Below are 18,518 nucleotides of genomic sequence, written 5' to 3'. Positions count from 1 at the left end.
TGAAAAAAACTGTCATGCGCATTGATCAGGTTCTGTCAGAGGCGGTAGCGCGCCTTGCTCATCACGCCTCGGGCGGAGCGGCCACGCCCCATCTTGATGCTCAGCTGCTGCTGGCTCACGTGTTGGGGCGTTCGCGGACCTGGCTCTATACCTGGGGGGATCGCGAGGTCGATGCGCTTGATCTGGAACGATTTCATGCCCTGATCGAGCGGCGTGAGCAGGGGGAGCCGGTGGCCTGGCTGCTGGGCTATCGGGAATTTTTTGGCCTGCGACTGGCGGTGTCACCGCATACTCTGATTCCACGTCCTGATACCGAAACGCTGGTCGAACAGGCGCTCTTGCGTATGCCTTCCAACGCCGGGCATGCGCTGGATATCGGTACCGGCAGTGGCGCCATTGCACTGGCGCTGGCCGTCGAGCGCCCTGGCTGGCAGGTCACCGGTACCGATATCGTGTCAGAAGCGGTGGCGCTGGCGCGACGCAATGCCGAGGCGCTGGGCATCACCAATGTTCGGCTCGAAGAAAGCGATTTCTTCTCCGCACTGCACCCTTCGTCGCGCTTTGAACTGATCGTCAGCAATCCGCCCTATATCGATGAGCACGACGTGCATCTGGGGCAGGGCGACGTGCGCTTCGAGCCGCGCTCGGCGCTGGTGGCGAAAGACAACGGCATGGCCGATCTGCTGCATCTGATCGATACCGCCCGTGGTTTTCTGACCCCCGATGGCTGGCTGCTGCTGGAACACGGCTACCAGCAGGGTGAAGGCGTGCGCGCGGCACTGATTCAGGCCGGTTATCGGGGTGTCGAGACCTGTCAGGACCTTGGCGGACGCGAGCGCGTCAGCCTCGGGCAGTGGCCTGCGGCAATATCCGATGATTCACGCCCGGAGGGCCCATGAACGACGAGCAGCTTCTACGCTACAGCCGCCAGATCATGCTCAACGAGCTGGACTACGAGGGCCAGATTCGGCTCATGGAAGGCCATGTGCTGATCATTGGTCTGGGCGGGCTGGGCTCACCGGCCGCGCTCTATCTGGCCGCTGCAGGCGTGGGGACACTGACGCTGGCTGATGATGACCGGGTCGATCTTTCCAACCTTCAGCGCCAGATTGCCCACGGCGAGGCGGATATCGACCACTTCAAGGCGCAGTCGGCGGCTGGCAGCATTGCAACCATCAATAGCCACTGCCGTACTCAGGTCTTCACCGAGCGGTTGCAGGGCGAGGCGCTGGCGCATGCCGTGGAACATGCCGACGTTGTGCTCGATTGCACGGACCGCTTCGAGAGTCGCGACGCCATCAATCGCGCCTGTGTTGCGACGGGTACACCGCTGGTCTCCGGTGCGGCCATCCGTTTTTCGGGTCAGCTGGCCGTCTTTGATTTTCGCGACCCTGCTGCGCCCTGTTACGCCTGCCTTTACGGTGACAGTGACGCTGAAGATCAGCTGACCTGCGCGGAAAGCGGTGTGATTGCCCCGCTGGTCGGCATGATTGGCAGCTATCAGGCACTTGAAGCGTTAAAACTACTGAGCGGCAGCGGAACCGCTCAGAAGGGCCTCTCCACCTTTGACGGTCTGAGTGGACATTGGCGGCACTTCGGGCTGGGGCGTGATCCTCACTGTCCGGTGTGTCAGTCGCGCCGGTAAAAAACGCTTCGTAAAAGCCGTGCTTCAGGCGCGGCTTTTTTATGTCTGGCGCACAGCCGCTGGAAAATAGCGCAGGCCACATGGGTGGCAGGACTTTATCCGGGGGGGCGTGACTGATCGCGTCAAAAAATCTTCCGGGGTTGGCGCCGCACCATGGCCGCCGGTTGCATTTTCCCACCATAATACTTTTCTACACGCCCTGATGAGCTGTCCCGATGAGCGAGCACTCCTGGTATGCCCATTCCCGCAATCTCACGCTGGAGCACACGGCGCCTTTAAGCGGGGCGCAGCGCTTCGATGTGGTGATTATCGGCGGTGGCGTGACGGGGTGCAGCGCGGCGCTGCATCTGGCCGAGCGGGGATATCGGGTCGCCCTTTTGGAGGCGGGTGAGATCGGGGCTGGGGCGTCAGGGCGCAGTGGCGGTCAGATTCTGCCGGGGCTGGGCACGGATCTTTCCGTGATCGAGAAATCGCTTGGGCATGACGCGGCGCGTGATATCTGGGCGATGAGCCGTGAGGCCGTGCGGCTGACCGAGTCGTTGATCGAGCGTCACGGGATCGACTGTGAATATTCTCGCGGCTATGTGCATGCTGCCATCAAACCGCGTCATGAGCGGGCGATGAAACTCTGGCGTGATGAGATGGCCGGGCGCTTCGGCTATGACGGTCTTGAGTGGCTGGAAGGCGACGCGCTGCGCCACCATGTAGTCACCGACGCCTATTTGGGCGGGCTATATGAACGTGAAGCGGGGCATCTGCATCCGCTCAATTATACGCTGGGGCTGGCCCGCGCGGCACAGCGTGCCGGGGCTGTCATTCATGAACACAGCCGTGTCCAGGACGTGGCGCGAGGTCAAACAGTGCGGGTGAGCGCCGGGCAGGGGCAGATCGATTGTGACCATCTACTGATCGCGGGCAACGCCTATCTGGACGGACTGGTGCCCGAGATCGAGCACAAGATCATGCCGGTGGTGAATTACATCATTGCCACCGAGCCCCTGTCAGAGGCTCAGGTGGCGAAAACGCTGCCACGCCGTGATGCTGTCTCGGATGCCAATTTTGTGCTGGACTACTATCGGCTCTCGCTGGATCGTCGGTTACTCTACGGCGGTCAGGTCAGCTACAGCGGGCGCGAGCCGCGCGGTCTGGTTGAACTCATGCAGCGAAAGATGCATGAACTCTTCCCGGCGCTTGACAATGTGTCTATAGAGTATCGCTGGGGCGGCCGGGTGGCGATTACGCGTAACCGGGCACCGCATTTTGGTCGGCTTGATCACAATATTCATTTTGTGCAGGGCTATTCCGGGCATGGCATGGCGCTGGCGGGGCTGGCCGGGCAGCTGATGGCGCAGGCCGTCGCCGGTCAGTCCGAGCGCTTTGATCTGTTTGCCGGTATGAAACATCTCGATTTCCCGGGTGGTTCGAGACTTCGAACGCCCCTGCTGGTGCTGGCGACGACCCTTTATCGGTTAAGGGATCGGCTGTAGGCGGTAATACGTCAGAACTGACACCGGCATGACAACGACAAATTAGCTTCAGGAGGACCCTGTTCGATGGCAGAACGCTCACCGACCGCCGCACCCGGCGGGCCTTTTTTATCAGTCGAGAGCACCACGGGTAGCGATGGCAGTGCGGCGCGCGAAGCATCTTCCATCAGCCTGAAGGGGATTCGCAAGGAGTACCCCGGCGGTGTGGTGGCGCTGGAGAGCGTGGATCTGGATATCCGCGCCGGCGAATTCTTTACCCTGCTGGGGCCTTCCGGCTGTGGCAAGACCACGCTGCTGCGCATGCTGGCGGGGCTTGATGAGCCCAGTGCCGGTACGCTCTCGATTGGTGGGGTGGATGTCACCGACACGCCGCCCCACAAGCGCAGCGTCAATACGGTGTTTCAATCCTATGCGCTGTTCCCCCATTTGTCGGTGCGCGACAACATCGCCTTTGGTCTGAAAATGCGCGGCATGGCACGCGCCGAGCGTGAGCAGAAGGTGGTGGAGATCGCCGGGTTCATCAAGCTTGGCTCGCTGGTCGATCGCCGTGTTGATCAGCTCTCCGGTGGGCAGCGTCAGCGGATTGCACTGGCCCGCGCATTGATCTGCGAGCCGGACGTATTGCTGCTTGATGAGCCACTCTCGGCGCTGGACGCCGGGTTGCGCAGCCAGCTTCAGGTTGAGCTTCTGCGTACCCAGAAGCGGCTGGGCATGACGTTTGTGTTCGTGACGCATGACCAGGAAGAAGCCATGGTCATGAGCGATCGTATCGCAGTGTTGAACGACGGCATCATTCAGCAGCTTGGCACGCCGCAGGAGGTTTACGAGCGCCCGGCCAACCTGTTCGTGGCGCGCTTCATGGGTCATGACAATCTGTTCCCGATCACAGCTCGAGCGGGCATGACGGTCACCACACCGATCGGTTCGCTGGAGACCGAAGATCACCACGAGGGCAAAGTCGCGCTGATTCGCCCGGAAACCCTGGAGCTGACCTCGCCCGGCGCGCCGAGCGTGGAGCCGGGCAAGCAGCTCAATACCCTGATGTGCCGGGTGGTAGAGCGCTTTTACCGCGGCAGTAACGTTGAATATCGCCTGTCTCACCAGAACGACGAGCAACATAGCGAGCTGATCGCCGAGATTTCCAACACCGGCGAGCGGCTCTTTCGCGTTGGCGATGAGGTAAAAGTCGAGATCTATCCGGAAGACGTCATCATGCTAGGCGATGACGAGGAGGGCGCATGAGCCAGGTGGATGTGGTCTGGCGGCGACGTCGTCGCCGGGAAACCCGTCATCTCCTGATCAGCGTGTTGCCGGGCGCGCTGTGGATCTTCATCTTTCTGGTATTGCCCAGCGCCTATCTGATGTCGGTGGCCTTCATGACCAATGGTGGCTTCGGCCAGCCGCAGATGCCGCTGACGCTGGACGCCTTTCGCAACCTGGCCGGCTTCGGATTCCTGGGCTGGAGCCCGGGTAATCTCTATACGCTGTGGCGCTCGATCTTTCAGTCGCTCATTTCGCTGGGGCTGGTCGTGCTGGTGGCCTATCCGATCGCCTGGTATATCTCGATGTGCCGGCCGCGGCTGCGCGCCATCATGCTGCTGGCGGTGGTGGTACCGTCCTGGACCAATCAGGTCATTCGCGCCTTTGGCTGGATGAATCTGCTCTCGCCGGGCACGCCGCTGTCGACACTGGCAGAAAAAATGGGGCTGATCGCGCCCAACATGGGGCTTTTTCCCTCGGATTTCGCCGTCACGCTGGGGCTGGTCTACAACTTTCTGCCCTTTATGGTGCTGCCGCTGTATGCCGCGTTCGAGAAGCTCGATCATGCCCAGATCGAGGCCGCACGCGATCTTTATGCCTCGCCGCTGCGGACCTTTTTTGTTGCCGTTTTACCGCAGACTCTGCCAGGGCTTTTGGCGGGGTCGGTGCTGGTTGCCATTCCGGCCTTTGGCATGTACGTCATTCCGGAGCTTCTGGGCGGCGGGCGCTCGCAGATGCTGGGTAATCTGGTGGCCAGCCAGTTCGGCGAGGCGGCCAACTGGCCGCTGGGCGCGGCCGGGGCGCTGTTGATGCTTTTGGCAACGCTTTTGGGGCTTGTGATACTGCGTCGTCTGGGCCGCCGCCTGGGTGGTGGTACCGAGATGGTGATCTAGGAGAACGGCATGCAAAACCGGAGTTTCAGGAAGGGGCTTGCCGTTTTCTGGTGGCTGACGCTGATGTTTCTCTACGCGCCGCTGCTGGTGGTGATGGTGTTTTCATTCAACAGCATCAATACCTCGGCGCGCTGGGGCGGCTTTTCGCTGCGCTGGTATGAGCGTTTGATGCACAACGATGTGGTGATCAACGCCATCAGCCATACGCTGCTGCTGGCGGTCATTTCCTCGATCATTGCCGTCATTCTGGGCGCGATGATCGGCTATGGGCTCTATCGCCATCGCGCCCGAAAACTCGGGCTTTTGATCGTGTTGATCTATCTGCCGATCGTGATGCCGGACATTGTCTTTGGCATCGCCGACATGGCCTTTTTCGTGCAGATCAATCGACTGACCGGGCTGCTGTCGCCGGGGCTTGCGACCATGGTGATTGCACATGTCACCTTTCAGATCCCGTTCGTGGCGCTGATTGTCTACTCCCGCTTTGTGGGGCTGGATGCGACGCTTTTTGATGCGGCGAAGGATCTGTATGCCAGTCCCGGGCAGCGAATGATTCATTTCATCCTGCCCACGCTGAAACCGGCGCTTCTGTCGGCCTTTTTCCTGTCGTTTACGCTCTCGGTGGATGATTTCGTCATCAGCTTCTTTACGGCGGGGCCTGAAAGCGCGACGCTGCCGATCTATATCTGGGGGGCGATCAGACGCGGCATTTCACCGGAGATCAACGCCATTGCCACGCTGATGATTGCCTCGGTGGCGCTGGTGGCCATACTCAGTCTGCTGTTCAACCGTCGTCGCGCCTGAGCGGGGCGGCGGTCTCATAAAAACCGCAACATCACGACACAGAATCATTCAGGGGAGCTGCCAATGACTCTTTTCTCACCCCGCCCGGCGCTGCTGGCCGGCGCCGTGGCCGCCGTCATGTTTTCCGGCCAGGCCGGCGCGGCTGAACGCCTCTATGTGTTCAACTGGACCGACTATATGGATCCGGACATCATCGAGGCGTTTGAAAAGAAATACGACGTTGAAGTGGTGCAGAACTACTACGGCTCGCTGGGCGAAATGTTCTCCAAGCTGCAGGCCGGCGGGGCGTCACAGTATGACATCGTGGTGCCTTCGAACTATTTCGTACCGCGCATGATCGAGGCGGGGCTTTTACAGCCGCTGGACAAGTCACAGCTGCCCAATATGTCCAACCTGATGGCGCGTTTTGTCGACCCGCCCTTTGATCCGGACAATCAGTACACCGCGGCCTATCTGTGGGGCTCTACCGGGCTGATCATCAATACCGACACCTTTCCGGAGGCAAAGCCGAGCTGGTCGATGATCTTTGACGAATCGGTCAACGACAGCCAGCCGTTTTCGATGCTCAAGGATGGCCAGGTCATGTTCGGCGCAGCCTGTGCGTTTCTGGGCAAGCCCTACAACTGCACCGCGCAGGAGGACATGGTCAACGCGGCCAAACTGATGCTCAAGACCAAGCATCGGCGCAACTTCACCGGCTTTACCGACTCCACACCGGTGCTGGGCCAGGTCTCGCGTGGCGTCAACGCCCTCGGGGTGACCTACAACGGTGATTACCTGCAGTACCGCGATGACGATCCGAAAGGCTACGCCAACACCGAATTCGTGATTCCCGAGGAGGGCTCCGAACTGTGGGTCGACTCGATGGCGATTCCGGCACGCGCACCGCATCCGGAGCTGGCGCACAAGTTCATCAATTTCATTCTGGACGCTCGGGTCGGTGCGCAGCTCTCCAACTATACCTTCTATTCCACGCCCAACCAGGCGGCCGTCGAGCATCTTGACGAAGTGCTTCAGCAGCCGCCGTCACTGCCCGGTGATGAAGACATGGCGCGGCTGAAATTCACGCCGACGCTGTCCGGCAAGGATCTACAGCGCTATCAGCAGCTGTGGAACGAGGTACAGTCGCGCTGAGGGTCACGGGCTGCCTGCCGGCGGGCAGCCCTTTTTTGTGCGCAGGGTCGGGTTTGGCAGGGGAGACCGACATGACGTTGAAGCATCATCCGGTGGTTCTGACGGACTGGTTTGAAGAGCATCGCATTACCGAGGTCGAGTGTCTGGTCAGCGATCTGACCGGCATTTTAAAGGGCAAGATCATGCCGGCCGGCAAGTATCTCAACGGCGGTCGACCGCGGCTGCCGGACTCGATTTTCATTCAGTCGGTCACCGGCGGATATCCGGATGACGAGGCGCTGCGCTTCTGGAATGCCGCTGAACTCGACATGCAGCTGATTGCCGACCCGGCAGCCGCCTATCTCGTGCCCTGGGCGGAAGATCCCACCGCCCAGATCATTCACGATTGCTATTACATGAACGGCGAGCCGGTCGAGATCGCGCCGCGTCACGTTTTGAAGCGCGTGCTGGCCCTTTATGAGGCGCGCGGCTGGAAGCCGGTCATGGCCCCGGAAGTCGAGTTCTATCTGGTCAAGGCCAACACCGATCCGGACTATCCGCTTGAACCGCCGATCGGGCGCTCCGGTCGGCAGGAGAGCGGTCGACAGTCGTTTTCCATCGATGCGGTCAACGAGTTTGATCCGCTGTTTGAGGAGATGTATGACTACTGTGAGGCGCAGCAGCTCGATATCGATACCCTCATTCACGAGGAGGGTGCCGGGCAGATGGAGGTCAACTTCCAGCACGGTGATCCGCTCTATCTAGCCGACCAGGTCGTGATCTTCAAGCGCACCCTGCGCGAAACGGCGCTGCGTCACGGCATGTACGCCACCTTCATGGCCAAGCCCATGGCCAACGAGCCGGGCAGCGCCATGCATCTACACCAGAGCCTGGTGGAGGCTGGCAGTGGGGCGAACCTGTTTGCCGGTGACCACGGACAGCCCAGTGACCTCTTCATGAATTACATCGGCGGGTTGCAGGCCCACATGCCGGCGGCGATGCCGTTTTTTGCGCCCAACGTCAATTCCTGGCGGCGGCTGATGCCCAACGAATATGGCGGCTCGGCCCCGACCAACGTGGAGTGGGGCTATGACAACCGTACCGTGGGGCTGCGGGTGCCGGTCGGCAATGCCGAAGCCACGCGGGTCGAGAATCGCCTGCCCGGCGCTGATGCCAATCCCTACCTGGTGATGGCCGCCTCGCTGGCCTGCGGCTATCTGGGCATGACGCAGCAGCTGACGGCGCGTCCGCCCTTGAGTGGCGGCGCCTGGAACGGCGGCATTGCTCTGCCCAACGATGTTGGGCCGGCGCTCGATGCCCTCGACGCCTGTGACGCGCTGGCGGAGGTGCTCGGTGAGCGCTTCGTCAAGAGCTATCTGGCGGTCAAGCGCGCCGAACATCTGGCCTACTACCGGGTGATCAGCTCCTGGGAGAGGGAGCATCTGCTGCTGCGCGTCTAGGCGCTGCCTGAAAAGTGCCTGCGCTCGACAATACGGCGTTGAATATTGGCTTGTGTGCGAGCCCGATAAGAACACTCATCAACGCCCACAAAAGAATCATCAAGAGGAACAACAATGACACAATCACGATGGTGGCGGGCGGGGGTGCTGATGCTGGCCGGGGCCAGTCTGACCGCCAGTGCGGGTGAAAAAACCGCTGACACGCTTTATCTCTTCAACTGGACGGAGTACATGCCGCCGGACGTGCTGAAGGATTTCGAGCGTGAACACGACGTTCGCATCGTGCAGAACTTCTTTACCTCCAACGCCGAGATGTTCACCAAGCTGCGCAGCGGCGGCGATGCCCAGTACGATGTCGTCGTGCCCACCGACTATTTCGTGCCGCGTCTAGTCGCGGCGGATCTGATTCAGCCGCTGGATCATGATCAGCTGCCGGGGCTTGAAAACCTGCTGCCCGAGTTTCAGGACCCTGCTTATGACCCAGGCAATCGCTACAGTGTGCCTTATCAGTGGGGCGTGACCGGAATCGTCTATGACAGTCGGGTGCTCGATGACGTGCCGCGCAGCTGGTCGGCGCTGTTTGATCCGCAGGAGAATCCGAACGCGCCCTTTACCCTGCTGGGTGGTGATCCACAGGTGCTGTTCGGGGCCGCCTGCGCCTCACTGGGCTACGGCTTTGACTGTACGCAAAAGGATCAGTGGGTGGATAGCGCGCGGCATCTGGTGAGCACCAAACACCGCTCGAACTTCATCGGATTTACCGACAGCACCGCGACCATTGATCAGATCGTACGCGGCGTCAGCGCCATGGGCATGACCTACAACGGTGATCTGGCCTGGCGTCAGGCCGAAAACCAGGATACCTACGGTCATCTGCGCTTTTTCGTGCCCAAAGAGGGCAGTCAGCGCGGTATCGATACGCTGGCGATTCCGAAGCGGGCGCCGCACCCCGAGCTGGCGCAGGCGTTTATCGCCTACACTCTGCGCCCGGATGTGGCAGCGCGCATCAGTAACTACACCTTTTATGCCACGCCCAATGAGGCCGCCCTCGGTCAGCTTGATGACGCTCTGAAAAAGCCGCCCTCGCAGCTCAGTGACGAGGAGCGCTCGCGTCTGGTGTTTGTGCCTCCGATCGACAAGGCGCAGCTGGGGGTGCTGTCGCAGCTCAACAACGAAATGCGTAGTCGCTAAACCACAACGGCCCGAAAACCGGGCCGTGATGCAGGGTAAAACGCCATGACCCAGCCCGATGTTGTATCGACTCAACAAGACGGCCATACCCGCTCGCTGTATGCCGCCACCATGAATGCAGCCTCCGAGCGCCCGGCACTTGCCGGCCATCAAAGCGTGGATGTCTGTGTGGTGGGGGCCGGCTTTACCGGTCTTTCCAGCGCCCTTCATCTGGCCGAGCAGGGCTTTCGCGTCGCGGTGCTCGAGGCGCAGCGTGTAGGCTTCGGCGCGAGCGGTCGCAACGGCGGCCAGATCGTCAACAGCTACAGCCGCGATATGGATATGATCGAGGCGCGCTTTGGCGAGGCTTCTGCCCGGGCGCTCGGCGATATGGCGTTCGAGGGCAATCGCATCATCCGCGAGCGCATCGAGCAGTACGATATCCAGTGCGATCTCAAAAACGGTAACCTCTTTGCCGCCTGCAATGACAAGCAACTGGCTGCCCTCAGACATCACAGGGCGCTGTGGGAAAAGTACGGCCACAGGGAACTGGAGCTGCTGGAAGGTGAGGCCTATCGGCGCGAGATCGGCAGCGCGAGGTATACGGGGGCGCTGCTCGATCACTCCGGCGGGCATCTGCATCCGCTCAATCTGGTCATGGGGCAGGCGGCGGCATTCGAGTCTCTTGGCGGTGTCATTTTCGAACACTCGCCCATGACTCGGCTCGAGTACGGCGAGCGGGTAAGCATCCATACCGCGGAGGGGGTGATCGAGGCCGAGCGTGCCGTGATCGCCGGCAATGCCTACCTGGGCAATATCGTTCTTGAACTGGCTGATCGCTCCATGCCCTGTGGCACCCAGGTAATCGCCACCGAAGTGCTGGATGAGGCGACCGCACAGCGGCTTTTGCCTACGGATCGCGCCGTTGAGGATGGCAACTATCTGCTCGACTACTACCGCCTCTCGGCCGAGCGGCGCCTGATCTATGGCGGCGGCGTCACCTATGGGGGGCGCGATCCGGCCAGCATTGAGGGTGCCATTCGCCCCAAGCTTTTGAAGACCTTCCCCGAGCTTGAAAACGTCAGAATCGATTACGCCTGGAGCGGCAATTTTCTGCTGACGCTCAATCGACTGCCGCAGTTCGGGCGGCTCAACCATAATGTCTATTACGCCCAGGGCTACTCCGGCCACGGGGTGACGTCCTCGCATCTGGCCGGACGGCTGATGGGAGAGATCATCAAGGGAGACAGTGCACGCTTTGACGCCTTCGCCGGTATCAAACACCTGCCGTTTCCCGGTGGGCGGCGTTTTGCCGTGCCGTTTTCCGCCATGGGCGCCTGGTACTACGCGCTGCGCGACCGGCTCGGCATGTGATGGCCGCGCCATGTGATAGCGATGCATCGAACCCATGAGCGCCCACGTTTTCGTCATCGTCCTGTGCGCTGCCGCGCTGCATGCCGGCTGGAACGCTCTGGTGCGGGTGGGGCTCGATCGGCTGCTGGCGGTCACGCTGATTCAGGTTGGGGCCGGGGGAATCGCTCTGGTCATGTTGCCTGCCGTCAGCGTGCCTGGTGCCGCGGCCTGGCGCTGGCTTGGGCTCTCGGCCGTTTTGCATGTGGGATATAACGTGTTTCTGGCGCGGGCCTACGGCCGCGGTGATTTTGGCCAGGTCTATCCCATCGCGCGCGGCTCGGCGCCATTGATAGTGGCGCTGGTCGGGCTGGTGGCCCTGGGAGATCAGCCCTCGCTGACCGGCCATGTCGGGGTGGCGCTGCTGACCGGCGGTATCTGGTGGATGGCCGTGCGCGGTGACGGCAGGACGAAGCTGCCTCGTGTCGGACTGATCAATGCACTGATCACCTCTGCGTTTATTGCTTTCTATACGCTCAGTGATGGACTGGGGGCACGTGCCAACCACGACGCCATCGGCTATGTGCTCTGGCTTTTCGCGCTCAATGGTCTGTGCATGGCGCTTTTGCTGTGGGGGATGCGCGGACGACAGACACTGGCCGCCATTGCGGGCCACTATCGCGTCGGGCTGCTGGGCGGTGCCATGTCGATGGCCGCTTATGGCGCGACCATCTGGGCGATGAGTCAGGCGCCTATTGCCCTGGTGGCGGCGCTGCGTGAATCCAGCGTGCTCTTTGCGCTCGCCATTTCGGCGCTCTTTCTTGGTGAGCGGCTGAGTCGCCAGCGGCTGGTGGCCGGCGTAATCATTCTGTCCGGCGTGGTATTGCTACGGCTGAATTAGAAGCGTTGCCTGAAAGCGTGCATGACCATGGGGCGAACGACAAGACAAAGCCAGGCACTGGCGACAAACAGCAGCGACCACGCCAGAAGAAATCCGATACCCACGGAAAAAAGCGGCTCGAGCGGCAGCAACGTCAATGCAAAAAGGATCTGCCCGGCGAGGCAGCCCGCATAGAGCGCCGGTAGGGGCCCGGACATCACAAGCGCCGACACGGCGCCGGCCAGCATGAGCGCCGCGCTGTAGTACACGCCGTCATCCCAGGGCTCCATGTGGCCACCTGCTAGCGGTGACAGCGCCCGGATCGCAGCACCTGTCGCCATGGCAACCGAAAAAGTCAGTACGCTCGAGCGACGCCTGTTCATATACACCTCATGGGCATTTTCTCGCCCTGCATGCGCAGCGGGTAGAGTCAGTCCTGGGTTGTCCAGCACCTAGACCAGGCGCAGATACCAGTCATACTCCAGCGCGCTGACGGTGCGCTGCGCCAGTGCCCGTTCGGCCTGCCGGTTGGCGTAGTAGATCTGCTGAAAGCCACGACCGAGCCGCTCGCCCAGCACGTCGCTTTCCATCCACAGCTCCAGCGCCACGCCCCATGAGTCGGGCAGGGTAGCGTCAAGCTGGGTGTAGGCGTTGCCCTCGATCGGCGGCGGCGGTGTCAGCTGTTCATCAAGCCCGTGGGCCATGGAGGCCAGCAGCACCGCACACAATAGATAAACATTGACGTCTGCACCGGCGACGCGATGTTCCAGACGTGTGGCCGCCGTCGGCCCCGAGGGAATGCGCACCGCGACCGAGCGGTTATCCAGCCCCCAGGAGGGCGTCATCGGTACGTAAAGCCCGGGCTGGAAGCGTCGAAAGGCGTTGAGGTTGGGCGCACAGGCCGCCATTGAGGCCGGCATCAATTCCAGTACCCCCGCGATGGCCTGATGCAGCAGCGCGCTGCCCATGGGGTTTTTGTCCCTGGCCGCAAAGACGTTGCGGCCGTCTTCATCAAGCAGACTGATGTGCACATGGGTGCCGCTGCCGGCTTCATTGCCCCATGGTTTGGCCATGAAAGTGGCCTCGAACCCCTGCTGCTGGGCCACCCCCTTGATGGCACGCTTGAGCATCACCGCGTCATCGCAGGCGCGCAGGGCATCGTCTCGGTGGCGCAGATTGATCTCGAACTGACCTGGGGCGCACTCCTTGAGCGCGGTATCCAGCGGCAGCCCCTGCTGGGCGCAGGCCTCGTGAATAGCGTCGATAAAATCGGCGTACTCATCAAGTTCGCTGATCGAATAGAGCTGGCTGGAGCGCGCGCGCTCACCGGTCAGCGGCGAGCGTGGCGGCTGAGGCTGGCCGCGGTCATTGCGTTCGGCGTCCAGCAGATAGAACTCCTGCTCGATCGCTACCACCGGGGTCAGCCCCTGACGGGTAAAGCCTTCCAGCACGCGCGCCAGAACCTGGCGTGGATCGGCGTTCCAACCGCTGCCATCCGGCTCGACCATGGTCATTAGAAGCTGCGCCGTCGGCGTGCGCCGATGCCAGGAGACCGGTACCAGCGTACCCGGAATCGGCAGGCAGGCGCGGTCACCATCACCGCTGTCGAGTCCCAGCCCCGTTTCCTCGACCATGTTGCCGGTGATATCAAGCGCAAAAATGGAGGCGGGCAGATTAACGCCGCTGGTCCAGGCCTCTTCAAGGCTCGCACGCGGAATGCGCTTGCCACGCAGTACGCCATTGAGATCGCTGATCAACACGTCGATCTGGGTGATCTCGGGATGGGCGTCCAGAAACTGGCGCGCTTCAAAAGGGCCAGTGGCGGAGGTATCGGTCATGATCGAGCGGCTCGGACGGGGCTGAAAATATCAGATGATACTACGCAAGCGCGTTGAAAATGACAGTGCCGCTTCCGGTGGATTCAGGGCCAGTCATGTTTGCCCGGGTAGAGCATGACGCAGCGTACTTCCGATCAGCGGCGCCCAGGGCAGGGCATTCATGACTGACAGGGTATCGCGCACGCTCGGGACACCGCTTAGAAACCGGATCAGGCTGTCGGTAGGCGCATGCTCGAAAAGCCCACGATAGAACTCGGGGGCGCGTTCAGGGTGGCGTGCCAGCGTGCTCATGAAAATACGGTCAAGGTGTGGTAATACCCGACCTGGTCGCGCGCCCACCGGCGGCTGGCCCTTGAGCAACGCATCGGCGCATTCATCAGCCCAGCGCTGAATGGCGTGAAAGGCATAGCCGGTGGCGGCGCGCATGGCGCCACCATAGGCACCCGTCACGACCATGGAGCGACCATTGGTGCGCGTTGGTGGCGCCATGGGCAGCGTACCGGTTTCACGGCGCAGGGCCTGCCACTTTCCCGGGCCAAGGCGGGTTTCCAGATAGTCTTCCAGTCTGTGTTCAAGCGTGCCTGGATCGGTGGGCGGTCGACCAAAGCGTGTCCATTCGAAAAGGGCCTGATCCGGTGCGTAGGGCAGCACATAGAGAAAGTCGATGCCGGCCTGAGGGTCATCGTTGACACGAAAGTCCATCAGCTCGGCGTGCCGGGGGAGGTTGTCGGCCTGGACGTTGATACCGGCAAAGTCCTGCCACAGCCAGGGCGAGGTGAGCGGCTTCGGATGGGGGCGGGTATCCACCCCGAAGCGCGCCCGAACCGTCTCGCCGCTGTCCAGCGTGACGGTCACGCCATCCTCGCGATCTTCAACGTCGACCGCATGAGCCTGAATTCTTTCGATGGATGGGTGTGCCTCAACGGCGGCCAGCGTTCGGCTATAAAAACGCTCGGCCTCGAGCATCTCGTACGGATAACGCCGGCTTTCAATCGTGGTGCTGGCCCGGTCGGTATGAAGCGTCAGGTCATGCCAGCGGGCGCGGACGTCTTCCTGAAAGGGGTGCGCAGTGACCGGCCAGCCGCACCAGGTGCGATCGTTGGTGTAGTCATTGCGCGGGTCGACGATCAGGGTGCGCGGTGCGTCCTGATGCCGGGCAAGTCGATAGGCGAGGCTCAGCCCGGCGCAGCCGCCGCCGAGAATCACGAGATCAGGGCTCTGGCGGCTCATGACCCGCTGGGCGCGTGGGCGCCGGGCAGATCGGCAATATGGCGATGCAGCTCGGCGTCGTGACAGTGGGTGCCACTGCCCTGAATGGTGCCGTGTCCGCTCAAGCGACGGGTGGCGAGCCATATCTTGCCGGTCAGCGGAACGTGCACGCGGCCCTGCCACCAGGCCAGTCGTTCGCGACGCAGGCGCTCGCCGATGGCGCGATAGACGTCGGCGGCCACGGCGATGGCGCGTCGATTCCGGCCGGGGATGCGATTAAAACCGTCGGCCGCACTGGCGTAGTAGGCTTCGGCCCGGGTGAGCAGACGATCCACCGCGTGGGCAACCTGCTCGCGTTGTTCGCTGTCGGCATGAATGAGTTCATCTGGCGATAAATGATCAACCCAGTCAGCCGGCAGATAGCGACGGCCCATGTCGGCATCTTCCCGTACATCGCGGGCAATGTTGGTCATCTGCATGGCAAGGCCCAGATCGATGCCATGAGGGATGGCGCTGTCGTCGGCGCCGACTACCGGGCACATCAATACGCCGACGGCACCGGCCACACCATAGCAGTAGCGCATCAGCTCATGCTCGTTGCCGATCAGCGCCGGAGTGCGAACATCCTCGATCAGGGCATCGATCAGCGCCACGGCGGCGCGAGTGTCCAGGCCACGCCGCACACTTAGATCGATCAGCACCTTTGTGAGCGGGTCACTGCCGGTGCCGGCCAGCAGCTCCTGGCGAATGGTCATCAGACGCTGATGCGCACCGGCGTTTTCGGCCTCGGTGGGCATGTCCTGGTCGGCCAGATCATCCAGCTCACGACAGACCATGTATAGCAGCGCGGCGTCGTGGGCGTCGTCGCGCTCCATGAAGTAGCTGGCAAAACGAAAGGACTTGCCGTGTCGTGCCAGAATGGCCTCGGCGGTGTCGGTCTGTGACTTCACGCACCGGCCTCCGGCAGTAGATGATCGACAACCCGGGCGCTGGACAGCACGCCCGGCAGCCCCGCGCCCGGGTGGGTGCCGGCGCCGGTAAGATAGAGATTGTCCAGCACTTCACTTTTGTTATGAAAGCGAAACCAGGCTGACTGGCGAAAGATCGGTGCAATCGAAAAGCCGGTGCCGTGCATCGACAGGTAGCGCTCGCTGAAGTCCTGCGGCGTCATGTGAAAACGGGTGACGATCGATTCGCGAAAGCCCGGCATCGTGGTGCGGTCCAGCGCGTCGATAATGGCATCGCCAAGTTTGTCGCCTTCACGTGACCAGTCCACATCGCCCTGCAGGTTGGGCACGGGTGCGAGAATGTAGAACGAGTCACAGCCGGGCGGGGCAAAGGACGGGTCGGTGGCGGTGGGGCGGTGCGCATACAGCGAGAAGTCGTTGGCCAGCACGCGATGCTCGAAGATGTCCTCCAAAAGCTCGCGATAGCGCTGACCCATCCAGATGGTGTGATGCTTGATGTCAGGAAACTGCCGGTTGGTACCGACATAAAGCACGAAAAGGCCCATCGAATATTTGGCGCCGGCCAGTTTGAGCTTCGCGCTGCTCGAGACCTGATCGACCATATGGGTATACAGATGCGCGGCATCGGCGTTGCTGATGACGGCCTCCGCCGGCAGCTTTTCGCCGCTCTCAAGCTCGACCCCGTTGGCGCGCCCGTGCTCGCTCAGGATGCGTTTGACGGTGGTGCCGGTCTCGATGGTAATGCCGACATCGCGCATCAATTTTTCAAGTGCAGCGACCAGTGCGCCGGTGCCGCCCATTGGAAAGTGCACGCCCCACTTGCGTTCAAGCCAGGGGATCAGACCGTAAATGCTGGTAGTTCGAAACGGATTGCCGCCGACCAGCAGCGGCGGAATCGAAAAGGCCTGACGCAGGCTGTCATCCTCGATGTGGGCGCAGACCATCTGCCACACCGAGCGATAGCTTTTCAGTTTCAAAAGGGCCGGAATCTGTGCGGCCATGGTCGAGAACTGATGAAAAGGGCGGTCGGCCAGCTGCTCGAAGCCGATCTCGAAGATCTCCTTCGAGGTGTTCAAAAGGTTTTGATAGCCCTGGACATCGCGCTCGTTGAAGCGGCGAATGCTGGCGAGCGTCGCCGACATGTCGGTACCGTAATCAAAGGTGCGCCCGTCCTGGAAATAAAACTGATACCAGATATCGAGCGCGACCATCTCGACATAATCTTCCAGACGCTTGCCGAAAAGCTCGAAGAGTTCCTCGAACAGAAAGGGCGCCGTGATGACCGTGGGGCCGGCATCAAAGCGAAAACCCTGATCGGTAAAGACCTGGGCGCGACCGCCCAGCGATTCGCAGCGGTCGATGAGGGTGACGTCGTAGCCCTTCCTGCGCGCGCGCAGGGCGGCCGCCATGCCGCCGAAGCCGCCGCCAATGACCAGAGCACGACTCATGAGCGCTCTCCCGTGATGCTGATCAGCTTCTCCTCGAGCCGATGGGCTTCCTCGATCAGGGCCTGTCCGCAGCCATTGGGCAGTGTGCCTGCCAGCTGGCGAGTGCGCTCCAGTTGGTGGCGGCCGTAATCCCGCGCCGACGCCATGGGGGTAGCATCGCCACGGTTGCCCAGCGCGTGAAGCATGTTGCAGGCCCCCTGCTGTTGATCGCTCATGTCGCTGTCAAAATCCTCGATGTCATCGATAAGCTGGTAGATCGTGGCAAACGACAGCGCGGCCTGGCGGGCGCTGTCGATGGCGCCGTCATGGCCGGTCAGCAACAGCGGCGCTTCCAGCGACAGCGCAAACAGCGGGCCGGACTTGCCGCAGGCGGCCTGACTGCACTGTTCGAATTCCGGTTCTGGCCCCATCGCCAGACTGAAGCATTCGGCCTGGCCGTGAATGGTGGTCTGAACGTGATGATGTACGCAGGACAGCAGCACCGGCAGACGTTCGGCATGAGTACTCAGCCCGCTCATCAGACCGTAGGCGGCAGAGATGAAAAGATCGCCCAGACAGATGGCCACGCCTTCATTCCACACGCGCCAGACGCTGCGCTGGCCGCGTCGCATGCTGTCATGATCGAGCACGTCGTCGTGGATGAGCGAGGCGTTGTGCAAAAGCTCGCTGATGCCGGCGCAGGTCAGCGCCTCGTCATGGCTCAGGTCCAGTGCCCGGCCGGTGTGATAGCCCAGTCGGGCACGTAGATAGCCACCGGCGGCGGTCAGGTGGTGATTGATGGCATCACGAATCATGCCCTGACGGCCGTCATCCTTGAGCGCCTGCGTCAGGGTAGTGTGAATGTCGTGATTGAGAGAGGCGTTTGGGACGTCCTCTACGGGGTGGCGTTCGACGATCGGAGACGTCAGGCCGGTCATGAATTTCTCCTTGTCTGACGCGCGATTGCGACCGACATCCATTGTTGTGGTCACCTGGCACTTGCGTGTAAACGCC

The 18,518-nt window shown here is 61.7% G+C and carries 17 protein-coding genes; 11 read left to right on the top strand and 6 right to left on the bottom strand.

What is annotated here, in order from left to right:
* Window positions 1–14 precede the first annotated feature (14 nt).
* From prmC to BM079_RS14180, 11 genes are all read left to right on the top strand, one after another.
* On the top strand, window positions 15–899 hold the full coding sequence (gene prmC / locus BM079_RS14230) for a peptide chain release factor N(5)-glutamine methyltransferase (protein WP_090135377.1): 885 nt from the start codon (window positions 15–17) through the stop codon (window positions 897–899).
* Complete coding sequence (locus BM079_RS14225) at window positions 896–1,645, top strand: HesA/MoeB/ThiF family protein (RefSeq protein WP_090135375.1); 750 nt, start codon at window positions 896–898, stop codon at window positions 1,643–1,645. Before prmC ends, BM079_RS14225 begins: the two co-directional genes overlap by 4 nt.
* Window positions 1,646–1,860: 215 nt before the next feature.
* Window positions 1,861–3,132 (top strand): NAD(P)/FAD-dependent oxidoreductase, encoded by a 1,272-nt coding sequence (locus BM079_RS14220; protein ID WP_090135374.1) that lies wholly within the window; start codon window positions 1,861–1,863, stop codon window positions 3,130–3,132.
* A gap of 66 nt (window positions 3,133–3,198) precedes the next feature.
* Entirely contained in the window at window positions 3,199–4,374 is a 1,176-nt protein-coding gene (locus BM079_RS14215; RefSeq protein WP_090135371.1) for an ABC transporter ATP-binding protein, read from the top strand.
* The gene (locus BM079_RS14210) at window positions 4,371–5,285 is read left to right on the top strand and encodes an ABC transporter permease (RefSeq protein WP_090135369.1); all 915 of its coding nucleotides are present in this window, start codon (window positions 4,371–4,373) and stop codon (window positions 5,283–5,285) included. Before BM079_RS14215 ends, BM079_RS14210 begins: the two co-directional genes overlap by 4 nt.
* Before the next feature lie 9 nt (window positions 5,286–5,294).
* Window positions 5,295–6,089, top strand: coding sequence for an ABC transporter permease (locus BM079_RS14205; protein WP_090135367.1), 795 nt, complete (start codon window positions 5,295–5,297; stop codon window positions 6,087–6,089).
* Window positions 6,090–6,152: 63 nt separating this feature from the next.
* On the top strand, window positions 6,153–7,223 hold the full coding sequence (locus BM079_RS14200) for an ABC transporter substrate-binding protein (RefSeq protein WP_090135365.1): 1,071 nt from the start codon (window positions 6,153–6,155) through the stop codon (window positions 7,221–7,223).
* 71 nt (window positions 7,224–7,294) lie between these two features.
* Window positions 7,295–8,662 carry a glutamine synthetase family protein gene (locus BM079_RS14195; protein WP_090135363.1) on the top strand — a complete coding sequence of 456 codons (1,368 nt, stop codon included), beginning with the start codon at window positions 7,295–7,297 and terminating at the stop codon, window positions 8,660–8,662.
* A 114-nt stretch (window positions 8,663–8,776) separates the two neighbouring features.
* Entirely contained in the window at window positions 8,777–9,853 is a 1,077-nt protein-coding gene (locus BM079_RS14190) for an ABC transporter substrate-binding protein (RefSeq protein ID WP_090135361.1), read from the top strand.
* Window positions 9,854–9,898: 45 nt separating this feature from the next.
* On the top strand, window positions 9,899–11,206 hold the full coding sequence (locus BM079_RS14185; protein WP_090135359.1) for an NAD(P)/FAD-dependent oxidoreductase: 1,308 nt from the start codon (window positions 9,899–9,901) through the stop codon (window positions 11,204–11,206).
* 34 nt (window positions 11,207–11,240) lie between these two features.
* On the top strand, window positions 11,241–12,083 hold the full coding sequence (locus BM079_RS14180; protein ID WP_090135357.1) for an EamA family transporter: 843 nt from the start codon (window positions 11,241–11,243) through the stop codon (window positions 12,081–12,083).
* Here BM079_RS14180 and BM079_RS14175 read toward each other — a convergent pair.
* The 6 genes from BM079_RS14175 to BM079_RS14150 form a co-directional block, all read right to left on the bottom strand.
* Window positions 12,080–12,445 (bottom strand): hypothetical protein, encoded by a 366-nt coding sequence (locus tag BM079_RS14175; RefSeq protein WP_175489715.1) that lies wholly within the window; start codon window positions 12,443–12,445, stop codon window positions 12,080–12,082. The two genes, BM079_RS14180 and BM079_RS14175, sit on opposite strands and share 4 nt — an antisense overlap.
* 69 nt (window positions 12,446–12,514) lie before the next feature.
* Entirely contained in the window at window positions 12,515–13,900 is a 1,386-nt protein-coding gene (locus BM079_RS14170) for a glutamine synthetase family protein (RefSeq protein ID WP_090135355.1), read from the bottom strand.
* A gap of 93 nt (window positions 13,901–13,993) precedes the next feature.
* Window positions 13,994–15,130: a lycopene cyclase family protein gene (locus BM079_RS14165; RefSeq protein WP_175489714.1), complete on the bottom strand. Its 1,137-nt coding sequence runs from the start codon at window positions 15,128–15,130 to the stop codon at window positions 13,994–13,996.
* Complete coding sequence (locus BM079_RS14160; protein ID WP_090135350.1) at window positions 15,127–16,059, bottom strand: phytoene/squalene synthase family protein; 933 nt, start codon at window positions 16,057–16,059, stop codon at window positions 15,127–15,129. Before BM079_RS14160 ends, BM079_RS14165 begins: the two co-directional genes overlap by 4 nt.
* Entirely contained in the window at window positions 16,056–17,525 is a 1,470-nt protein-coding gene (gene crtI, locus BM079_RS14155; protein WP_090135348.1) for a phytoene desaturase family protein, read from the bottom strand. The genes BM079_RS14160 and crtI overlap by 4 nt, the downstream gene beginning before the upstream one ends.
* The gene (locus tag BM079_RS14150; protein ID WP_175489713.1) at window positions 17,522–18,442 is read right to left on the bottom strand and encodes a polyprenyl synthetase family protein; all 921 of its coding nucleotides are present in this window, start codon (window positions 18,440–18,442) and stop codon (window positions 17,522–17,524) included. The genes crtI and BM079_RS14150 overlap by 4 nt, the downstream gene beginning before the upstream one ends.
* Window positions 18,443–18,518: the final 76 nt, after the last annotated feature.

Source organism: Kushneria avicenniae (assembly GCF_900112585.1).
Lineage (GTDB): Bacteria > Pseudomonadota > Gammaproteobacteria > Pseudomonadales > Halomonadaceae > Kushneria > Kushneria avicenniae.
This window is presented reverse-complemented; position numbering and strand designations above follow the sequence as displayed.

Excerpts from the sequence above, each read along its gene's own strand:
- BM079_RS14200 (WP_090135365.1), top strand. The coding sequence starts at position 6,153 with ATGACTCTTTTCTCACCCCGCCCGGCGCTGCTGGCCGGCGCCGTGGCC.
- BM079_RS14165 (WP_175489714.1), bottom strand. The coding sequence starts at position 15,130 with ATGAGCCGCCAGAGCCCTGATCTCGTGATTCTCGGCGGCGGCTGCGCC.
- BM079_RS14205 (WP_090135367.1), top strand. The coding sequence starts at position 5,295 with ATGCAAAACCGGAGTTTCAGGAAGGGGCTTGCCGTTTTCTGGTGGCTG.
- BM079_RS14150 (WP_175489713.1), bottom strand. The coding sequence starts at position 18,442 with ATGACCGGCCTGACGTCTCCGATCGTCGAACGCCACCCCGTAGAGGAC.
- crtI (WP_090135348.1), bottom strand. The coding sequence starts at position 17,525 with ATGAGTCGTGCTCTGGTCATTGGCGGCGGCTTCGGCGGCATGGCGGCC.
- BM079_RS14195 (WP_090135363.1), top strand. The coding sequence starts at position 7,295 with ATGACGTTGAAGCATCATCCGGTGGTTCTGACGGACTGGTTTGAAGAG.
- BM079_RS14185 (WP_090135359.1), top strand. The coding sequence starts at position 9,899 with ATGACCCAGCCCGATGTTGTATCGACTCAACAAGACGGCCATACCCGC.
- BM079_RS14210 (WP_090135369.1), top strand. The coding sequence starts at position 4,371 with ATGAGCCAGGTGGATGTGGTCTGGCGGCGACGTCGTCGCCGGGAAACC.
- BM079_RS14175 (WP_175489715.1), bottom strand. The coding sequence starts at position 12,445 with ATGAACAGGCGTCGCTCGAGCGTACTGACTTTTTCGGTTGCCATGGCG.
- BM079_RS14190 (WP_090135361.1), top strand. The coding sequence starts at position 8,777 with ATGACACAATCACGATGGTGGCGGGCGGGGGTGCTGATGCTGGCCGGG.
- BM079_RS14215 (WP_090135371.1), top strand. The coding sequence starts at position 3,199 with ATGGCAGAACGCTCACCGACCGCCGCACCCGGCGGGCCTTTTTTATCA.
- BM079_RS14180 (WP_090135357.1), top strand. The coding sequence starts at position 11,241 with ATGAGCGCCCACGTTTTCGTCATCGTCCTGTGCGCTGCCGCGCTGCAT.
- prmC (WP_090135377.1), top strand. The coding sequence starts at position 15 with ATGCGCATTGATCAGGTTCTGTCAGAGGCGGTAGCGCGCCTTGCTCAT.
- BM079_RS14170 (WP_090135355.1), bottom strand. The coding sequence starts at position 13,900 with ATGACCGATACCTCCGCCACTGGCCCTTTTGAAGCGCGCCAGTTTCTG.
- BM079_RS14225 (WP_090135375.1), top strand. The coding sequence starts at position 896 with ATGAACGACGAGCAGCTTCTACGCTACAGCCGCCAGATCATGCTCAAC.
- BM079_RS14220 (WP_090135374.1), top strand. The coding sequence starts at position 1,861 with ATGAGCGAGCACTCCTGGTATGCCCATTCCCGCAATCTCACGCTGGAG.